The sequence below is a fragment of the Mesorhizobium sp. M7A.F.Ca.CA.002.04.1.1 genome (assembly GCF_004022805.1).
Taxonomy (GTDB): domain Bacteria; phylum Pseudomonadota; class Alphaproteobacteria; order Rhizobiales; family Rhizobiaceae; genus Mesorhizobium; species Mesorhizobium ciceri.
In genome coordinates this window covers 1-8,663 of record NZ_RZPL01000183.1, presented here as the reverse complement: position 1 = coordinate 8,663, position 8,663 = coordinate 1, and the positions used below count along the sequence as shown (strand labels likewise).

General features: G+C 61.9%; 9 protein-coding genes and 1 tRNA gene. 8 read left to right on the top strand and 2 right to left on the bottom strand.

Going from position 1 to position 8,663, the window contains the following annotated elements; translation table 11 throughout:
- The 7 genes from ENZ75_RS12300 to glpK form a co-directional block, all read left to right on the top strand.
- Positions 1-498, top strand: a 498-nt coding sequence (locus ENZ75_RS12300) for a TOBE domain-containing protein (RefSeq protein WP_164887793.1), incomplete at its 5' end; no start/stop codon positions are given.
- A gap of 10 nt (positions 499-508) precedes the next feature.
- Positions 509-1,576 (top strand): ABC transporter ATP-binding protein, encoded by a 1,068-nt coding sequence (locus ENZ75_RS12295; RefSeq protein WP_128278119.1) that lies wholly within the window; start codon positions 509-511, stop codon positions 1,574-1,576.
- Positions 1,577-2,443 (top strand): sugar ABC transporter permease, encoded by an 867-nt coding sequence (locus ENZ75_RS12290; RefSeq protein WP_013531810.1) that lies wholly within the window; start codon positions 1,577-1,579, stop codon positions 2,441-2,443.
- A 1-nt stretch (position 2,444) separates the two neighbouring features.
- Positions 2,445-3,359, top strand: a complete 915-nt coding sequence (locus ENZ75_RS12285) for a carbohydrate ABC transporter permease (RefSeq protein WP_063167946.1) — start codon at positions 2,445-2,447, stop codon at positions 3,357-3,359.
- Positions 3,356-3,649 (top strand): DUF2160 domain-containing protein, encoded by a 294-nt coding sequence (locus tag ENZ75_RS12280; RefSeq protein WP_024503495.1) that lies wholly within the window; start codon positions 3,356-3,358, stop codon positions 3,647-3,649. Before ENZ75_RS12285 ends, ENZ75_RS12280 begins: the two co-directional genes overlap by 4 nt.
- Positions 3,650-3,728: 79 nt before the next feature.
- Positions 3,729-5,456 carry an ABC transporter substrate-binding protein gene (locus ENZ75_RS12275; protein WP_013531807.1) on the top strand — a complete coding sequence of 576 codons (1,728 nt, stop codon included), beginning with the start codon at positions 3,729-3,731 and terminating at the stop codon, positions 5,454-5,456.
- Between the two features lie 200 nt (positions 5,457-5,656).
- Entirely contained in the window at positions 5,657-7,150 is a 1,494-nt protein-coding gene (glpK, locus tag ENZ75_RS12270) for a glycerol kinase GlpK (RefSeq protein ID WP_063167947.1), read from the top strand.
- 95 nt (positions 7,151-7,245) lie between these two features.
- Here the strand turns inward: glpK and ENZ75_RS12265 are convergent, their stop codons facing one another.
- On the bottom strand, positions 7,246-7,731 hold the full coding sequence (locus ENZ75_RS12265) for a BA14K family protein (RefSeq protein WP_063167948.1): 486 nt from the start codon (positions 7,729-7,731) through the stop codon (positions 7,246-7,248).
- A gap of 257 nt (positions 7,732-7,988) precedes the next feature.
- Here ENZ75_RS12265 and ENZ75_RS12260 point away from each other — a divergent pair.
- Positions 7,989-8,064 (top strand) — tRNA-Lys (locus tag ENZ75_RS12260).
- A 247-nt stretch (positions 8,065-8,311) separates the two neighbouring features.
- Here ENZ75_RS12260 and ENZ75_RS12255 read toward each other — a convergent pair.
- The coding region (locus ENZ75_RS12255; protein WP_128278118.1) for a deaminase at positions 8,312-8,663 on the bottom strand (352 nt) is incomplete at its 5' end.

Below are 8,663 nucleotides of genomic sequence, written 5' to 3'. Positions count from 1 at the left end.
GCGCTGCTGCTCGGCGGCAACACGGCGACGCTTTCCGAAGGGCGCATCACCCAGTTCGGACCGACCATCGACGTGTTCCGCAAACCGGTCGATCTGGTGACGGCCAAGACTTTCGCCGACCCGCCGCTCAACACCATCGTGCTGGCCAAGAAAGGTGGGGATTTCCTGCTCGAGGGTGGGGTCAAACTGCCGGTGCCCGCCGATCTCGCCGGCATTGCCGATGCCATGTACACGGTCGGTTTTCAGCCGCATCACCTGTCGCTCGATCAGCCCAATGCCGCCGCTGTGCCGGTGCGCGCCAAGGTGACGATCACCGAGATCACCGGCTCGGAAAGCTTCATCCATCTCGATTTCGCGGACGCGCGCTGGGTCATGCTGACCCACGGCATCCGCGACTTCGAACCCGACGCCGAGGTCGAGGTGTTCATCGATCCGCGCCACATCATGGTCTTCGACGAGCACGGCCGTGCCGTGGCCGCGCCGAAGCTGGCGGCTTGAGGGGAAAGATATGGCACGCATAGACGTCAACCATGTCAGGCATTCCTATCTGCCGAACCCTCGGAAGGATGCCGATTTCGCGCTCAGGGAAGTGCACCACACCTTCGAGGACGGCGGCGCCTATGCGCTGCTCGGGCCATCGGGCTGCGGCAAGACCACGCTGCTCAACATCATTTCGGGATTGCTGCACCCGTCGCACGGTCAGTTGCTGTTCAACGGCAAGGACGTGACCAATTTGTCGACGCAGGAGCGCAATATCGCGCAGGTGTTCCAGTTCCCGGTCATCTACGACACCATGACCGTCTACGACAATCTGGCCTTCCCGCTGCGCAATCGCGGCGTGCCGGAAGCCGATGTCGACCGCAAGGTGCGCGAGACGCTGGAGATGATCGACCTGGCGGCCTGGGCGAAGAAGAAGGCGAGGGGCCTGACCGCCGACCAGAAGCAGAAGATCTCGCTCGGCCGCGGGCTGGTGCGCTCCGACGTCAACGCCATCCTGTTCGACGAGCCGCTGACCGTCATCGACCCGCATATGAAATGGGTGCTGCGCTCGCAGCTGAAGCAGCTGCACCGCCGCTTCGGCTACACCATGGTCTATGTGACCCACGACCAGACCGAGGCGCTGACCTTCGCCGACCAGGTCGTGGTCATGTATGACGGCGGCATCGTCCAGATCGGCACGCCAGCCGAACTGTTCGAACGGCCACGCCATACCTTTGTCGGTTATTTCATCGGCTCGCCCGGCATGAACGTCATGCCGGTGGCCATCGACGGCAAGACGGCGACGCTCGGCTCGCAGCGCATCGAACTGCCGGGCGCGCCAAAAGCGGGCAGCGGCGCCATCGAACTCGGCATCCGTCCCGAATATGTCCGGCTTGGCCGCGACGGCATGGCCGTGCAGGTCAGCAAGGTCGAGGATCTCGGCCGCCACAAGGTGGTCCGCGCCAAGCTCGAAGGCCGCGAGATTGCGGCCGTCATCGGCGAGGACGAGACCGTGCCAGCCGATCCGAAGGTGCGGTTCGAGCCGGCCGGCATCAACATCTATGCCGATTCCTGGCGCGTCGAGATGGGGGCATAGATGGAAAAGACCTGGAACAACAAGGCCTGGTTCCTGGTGCTGCCGGTGCTGGTGCTGGTGGCGTTCTCGGCGGTCATCCCGCTGATGACCGTCGTCAACTATTCGGTGCAGGACACGTTCGGCAACAACGTCTTCTTCTGGGCCGGCACCGAGTGGTTCGAGGAACTGCTGTCTTCCAGCCGCTTCTGGGAAGCGATGGTCCGCAACCTGATCTTCTCCTTCATCATCCTGGCGATCGAAGTGCCGCTCGGCATCTTCATCGCGCTCAACATGCCGAAAAAGGGCTGGGGCGTGCCGGTCTGCCTGGTGCTCATGGCGCTGCCGCTGCTGATTCCGTGGAACGTCGTCGGCACCATCTGGCAGGTCTTCGGCCGCAACGACATCGGTCTGCTCGGCTACTACGTCAACGCGCTCGGCATCGACTACAACTATGTGCAGGACCCGTTCGATGCCTGGGTCACCGTCATCATCATGGATGTCTGGCACTGGACCAGCCTCGTCGTGCTGCTCTGCTATGCCGGCCTGGTCTCCATTCCGGATGCCTTCTATCAGGCGGCCAAGATCGATGGCGCCTCGCGCTGGGCGGTGTTCCGCTACATCCAGCTGCCGAAGATGAACAGGGTGCTGCTGATCGCCGTGCTGCTTCGCTTCATGGACAGCTTCATGATCTATACCGAACCCTTCGTGGTGACGGGAGGCGGTCCCGGCAACTCGACGACATTCCTGTCGATCGACCTCGTCAAGACCGCGCTCGGCCAGTTCGACCTCGGTCCGGCCGCAGCCATGTCGCTGGTCTACTTCCTCATCGTCCTTCTGCTGTCATGGGTCTTCTACACCGTGATGACCAACTACGACGCGGAGCGCTGAGATGACCGGCGCCAACGAAAGAGCCGATAGAGTGAGCGAGACCACAGCAGCGGGCAAACTGGCGAGCACACTCTCGCAGGATCAGGTCGCCCGGCTGATGCGCAAACGCGGCGAGGAATCGCGCTGGTGGTGGATCGTGCCGACGGTCTACATCGTCGTGCTTTTGCTGCCGATCTACTGGCTCATTAATATGAGCTTCAAGACCAATGCCGAGATCGTCTCCTCGCTGACGCTCTATCCGCACCAGCCGACGCTCGCCAACTACGTCACCATCTTCACCGACGCCTCCTGGTACTCGGGCTACATCAACTCGATCACCTATGTGGTGATGAATATGGTGATTTCGGTGGCTGCCGCGCTGCCGGCAGCCTACGCCTTCTCGCGCTACCGCTTCCTCGGCGACAAGCACCTGTTCTTCTGGCTGCTGACCAACCGCATGGCGCCGCCGGCGGTGTTCGCGCTGCCGTTCTTCCAGCTCTATTCGGCCTTCGGCCTGATCGACACGCACATTGCGGTGGCGCTGGCGCACTGCCTGTTCAACGTGCCGCTGGCGGTGTGGATCCTCGAAGGCTTCATGTCGGGTGTGCCGAAGGAAATCGACGAAACCGCCTATATCGACGGCTATTCGTTCCCGCGCTTCTTCGTCAGGATCTTCATGCCCCTGATCGCCAGCGGCATTGGCGTGGCCTGCTTCTTCTGCTTCATGTTCTCCTGGGTGGAACTGTTGATTGCCCGCACGCTGACCACCACCGACGCCAAGCCGATCGCCGCCACCATGACCCGCACGGTTTCGGCCGCTGGCATGGACTGGGGCCTGCTCGCCGCCGCCGGCGTGCTGACGTTGATCCCCGGCGCGCTCGTCATCTGGTTTGTGCGCAATTATATCGCCAAGGGCTTCGCCCTGGGGAGGGTTTGACGATGAATTTCGACCTCACCTGGATGGCGTGGACGTGGCCGACGGCGGCCTTTTTCGGGACCATCCTTCTGCTGCTGTGCGGCATGGCGGCTTGGGAATACGCTTCGCCGGGCGGCAATCCGCGCGTCGGCGTGCTGCGCTTCGAGACAACGCGCGGCGACCGTCTTTTCCTGTCGCTGCTTGGCAGCGCCTTTATCCATCTCGCTTGGTTGGGTCTTGTCGGATCCAACCTGTGGTGGGCTCTCGCTCTCTCCGTGGTCTACGCCATTGGCGTGTTCCGCTACGTATAGAGGGGGAAACTGTTGGAGCGACCGCGTGCCGGCGGCCGCTCCAGATCGCACTTGAACCTTAAAACTGTGGAGGAAACACATGCGAAGGCAATTTTTAACATCAACGACGGCCCTTGTCCTGTTGCTGGGCGTGGGCAATGCCTATGCCGGGATGGACGAGGCAAAGGCTTTCCTGGACAAGGAAATCGGCCCGCTCTCGACGCTCGACCGCGCTGGCCAGGAAGCCGAAATGCAGTGGTTCATCGATGCCGCGAAGCCTTTCGCCGGCATGGACATCAAGGTCGTTTCGGAAACCATCGCCACGCACCAGTATGAATCGCAGGTGCTGGCGCCGGCCTTTACCGCCATCACCGGCATCAAGATCACGCATGACGTCATCCAGGAAGGCGACGTCGTCGAGAAGATCCAGACCCAGATGCAGACGGGCCAGAACCTTTATGACGGCTGGGTCAACGATTCCGACCTGATCGGCACCCACTGGCGCTACCAGCAGGTGCGCAATTTGACCGACTGGATGGCGGGCGAGGGCAAGGATGTCACCAACCCGAACCTCGACCTGAAGGATTTTATCGGCACCTCGTTCACGACCGCTCCGGACAAGAAGCTCTACCAGCTTCCCGACCAGCAGTTCGCGAACCTCTACTGGTTCCGTTACGACTGGTTCAACGACGAGAAGAACAAGGCGGACTTCAAGGCCAAGTACGGCTACGACCTTGGCGTTCCCGTCAACTGGTCTGCCTATGAGGACATCGCCGAGTTCTTCACCGGCCGCGAGATCGACGGCAAGAAGGTCTATGGCCACATGGACTACGGCAAGAAGGACCCGTCGCTCGGCTGGCGGTTCACCGACGCCTGGCTGTCGATGGCCGGCAATGGCGACAAGGGCCTGCCGAACGGTCTGCCGGTCGATGAGTGGGGCATCAAGGTCGACGAGAATTCGCGTCCGGTCGGCTCCTGCACGGCGCGCGGGGGCGACACCAATGGCCCGGCCGCCGTCTACTCGATCCAGAAATACCTCGACTGGCTGAAGGCCTACGCTCCGGCGGAAGCCCAGGGCATGACCTTCTCCGAATCCGGCCCGGTTCCGGCGCAGGGCGCGGTTGCCCAGCAGATCTTCTGGTACACCGCCTTCACCGCTTCGATGGTCGATGCCGGCGCCAAGGCGGTGCTGAACGACGACGGTACGCCGAAGTGGCGCATGGCGCCGTCGCCGCATGGCGTCTACTGGAAGGACGGCATGAAGCTCGGCTATCAGGACGTCGGCTCCTGGACGCTGATGAAGTCGACCCCGACCGACCGCGCCAAGGCCGCCTGGCTCTACGCGCAGTTCGTCACCTCGAAGACAGTCGACGTGAAGAAGAGCCATGTCGGCTTGACCTTCATCCGCGAGAGCACGATCCACGACAAGAGCTTCACCGAGCGGGCTCCGAAGCTCGGTGGCCTGATCGAGTTCTACCGTTCGCCGGCCCGCGTTCAGTGGTCGCCGACCGGCACCAACGTGCCTGACTATCCGAAGCTGGCACAGCTCTGGTGGCAGGCGATCGGCGATGCGTCGTCGGGCGCCAAGACCGCGCAGGAAGCGATGGACTCGCTCTGCGGCGAACAGGAAAAGGTCATGAGCCGCATCGAGAAGTCGGGCGTTCAGGGCGATATCGGCCCGAAGATGGCCGAAGAGCATGACCTCGCCTACTGGAACGCCGACGCGGTCAAGAAGGGCAATCTCGCTCCTCAGTTGAAGATCGAGAACGAGAAGGAAAAGCCGATCACCATCAACTACGACGAACTGGTGAAGAGCTGGCAGAAGTAGCCTTGGTGTCGGCGCTCGCGCCAGCATCATGAGAATAGGGGGAGGCGGCATCTTGCCGTCTCCCCTGTTTGTGCAAAAGACTAAAGCGCGTCGCGTTGAGACGGATTCATGCAACGCGCTTTAGGTCTTTGTTTTTGTGCATGTCGTTCTCCCAAAACCGAGGTCACCTTTGGGCGACATGCATTAAGCGGGGAAGCAGAATGACCGGATACATCCTTGCCATCGACCAGGGCACGACTTCGACCCGGGCGATCCTGTTCGACGGCGATATGAAGGTCGCCGGCAGCGGGCAGAGGGAATTCATCCAGCACTATCCGGCCTCCGGCTGGGTCGAGCACGATCCCGAAGACATCTGGGCGAGCGTGGTGACGACCGTGAAGGCGGCGCTGAAGAAGGCCGGCCGGGCTGCATCCGAAGTGGCCGCGCTCGGCATCACCAATCAGCGCGAGACCATCGTCATCTGGGACAAGGCGACCGGCAAGCCGATCCACAATGCCATTGTCTGGCAGGACCGGCGCACCACGCCGCTGTGCCAGAAACTGAAGAAGCAGGGACTGGAGAAAAAGTTCACCAAAAAAACCGGCCTGCTGCTTGATCCGTATTTTTCCGGTACCAAGATCGCCTGGATGCTGGACAAGGTAAAAGGGGCGCGGCGTCGTGCCGAGAAAGGCGAGTTGCTCGCCGGCACCATCGACAGCTTTCTGATCTGGCGGCTGACCGGCGGCAAGGTCCACGCCACGGATGCCACCAACGCGTCGCGCACGCTGGTCTACAATATCGAGAAAAATGCCTGGGACAACGAACTGCTGTCGATACTGAACATCCCGGCGAAAATGCTACCCGAGGTAAAGGACTGCGCCGATGACTATGGAATCACGGAGAAAAATCTCTTCGGCGCCGAGATAAGAATCCTCGGTGTTGCCGGCGACCAGCATGCGGCGACCATCGGCCAGGCCTGTTTCGAGCCGGGCATGATGAAATCCACCTACGGCACGGGCTGCTTTGCGCTGCTCAACACCGGCAGCGACCTTGTGCGTTCGAAGAACCGGCTCTTGACCACTATTGCCTACAGGCTGAACGGCAAGACCACTTATGCGCTGGAGGGCTCGATCTTCATTGCCGGCGCCGCGGTCCAATGGCTGCGCGACGGCATCAAGGTGATCGGCAAGGCCGAGCAAAGCGGCAAGCTGGCTGCCGAGGCTGATCCAACGCAAAACGTCTACCTGGTGCCGGCCTTCGTCGGGCTCGGCGCGCCGCATTGGGACGCCGAGGCACGCGGCGCCATTTTCGGGCTGACGCGCAATTCCGGGCCGGCGGAATTCGCCCGCGCCGCACTCGAATCCGTCGCCTACCAGACGCGCGACCTGCTCGACGCCATGCGAAAGGACTGGAAGGGAGCTTCGGCCAAGACCGTGCTGCGGGTCGACGGCGGCATGGTTGCGTCGGACTGGACCATGCAGAGGCTGGCCGACATCCTCGACGCGCCGGTCGACCGTCCGACCATCCTGGAGACGACGGCGCTGGGTGCCGCGTGGCTCGCCGGGTCGAAGGCAGGCGTGTGGCCGGATGCCAAGAAATTCGCGAAGAGCTGGGCGCTGGAGCGGAGGTTCCAGCCGGCCATGGATGGCTCTGCGCGCGCAGCCAAACTTGCTGGTTGGCGCGATGCTGTGCGCCGGACGCTGAGCACGCCATAGGCCTCAGTTGGCAGGGGTGACCGAAAAGAAAGGCCCGCGCCACTTCTGGCATGGGCCTTCAATGCAGCACTATCAATTACTCCCACTCACCCACATCAATAAGGCGAGCGGCACTCCCTGCGGGGGCCGTAATTCGGCTGGAACGTGTTGTCCGAAGCACGGTAGCTGCGGTAGTGGTCGTAGCACCATCGCACATGCGCATTGCCTTCATAGACGCGGTTGTTTTCGTTGTTGATGATTGCCCCGGTAATCAGCGCGCCGGTAGCGAAGGCCGCAAGCGGGAACCAATAATCGCCGTGACGACGGTAGCCGGGGCGATATTCACGATAGCCCCGATGGCCGTTCCAATACATGCCGCGATTGCGGGAAAAATTGCGGTCACGCGAAAAACTGCGGTCACGCGAAAAATTGCGATTGTAGCGGTCCTTGCGCCACTCCCGGTACTGGACTGTCTGTACATCCGGCACCGCGACCTGGGACTGCGGCACATAGTTCGGTTGGGCATTAACCGACACCGCCTCCGCCGCAACGAATGTGGCGGAGAGAGCGGTCGCCAGCAGGCTCGTTGTGATTCTGTTCATTGGTCTTCTCCTCGATGGTTTGGCGGACGTCCCTGTGCCCGAAAAACGAGCGGCGCATACAATTGTTCCCCAGACTGGATGCCACCGTCAGGCATAAATGGCAGCGTTCCTTGGCCGTTCTCCCCCCGACAGCGCGTGGGACAAGTGCCGCGACAGGGCGAAGCCGCCCGTGTTTGCGAGACCTCTTTTTCCGGTTGACCGGTCGAGGCACTCTCCCTATGTTCCGCGCAATTTCGAGGGCCGCCTTTCGCCCGCGGGAGCGCGTAGCTCAGCCGGTAGAGCAACTGACTTTTAATCAGTAGGTCATGGGTTCGAATCCCATCGCGCTCACCATTGTTTTAGCATTAAATATCAGCCACTTAGGGCCTTTGAGTCTTTGAGAAAGCAGCGACTGTCCGAGTTTTCACGGCCTGCACGCCCTTCTCAAGGATCTCGCCACGGGCAACGCATGACAAGATCGTCCGACTTCGGATCGTTGATTCTACAAGTCTTTGATTTTGTTGAACGGCGGCGGCGGCTCCCACCGCGATCCGACAGTCACTGCTGCCATTGATCGACCTTACCGGCCGGGACGAAGCCGTCAGCGCTTCCAGAAATCGCGGTGCGGTGCGAGCATCTCGTCGGCGATTTCGGGGAAGGGGCCAAAGACCTCGATCTTTCTCTGGCCGGAGCCGAGGACGGTGCGCGAAGAGAGGCTCATCGTCGGATTCTCCGCGTGATCCCCGGTGAGCGCCAGGAGTTCGGTCTCCTCGACCCCGTAAACCAGCCGCCCGATATTGGCCCAATACATCGTGCCGGCGCACATCGCGCACGGCTCGAAGGTTGAGACCAGCGTGCATTGCCACAGGAACTCCGGCGCGTAGGCAGCCGCGGCGCGGCGGGCGAGCTCCGTCTCGGCATGGCGCACCGTGTCGAGATTGCCCTGCCGCATC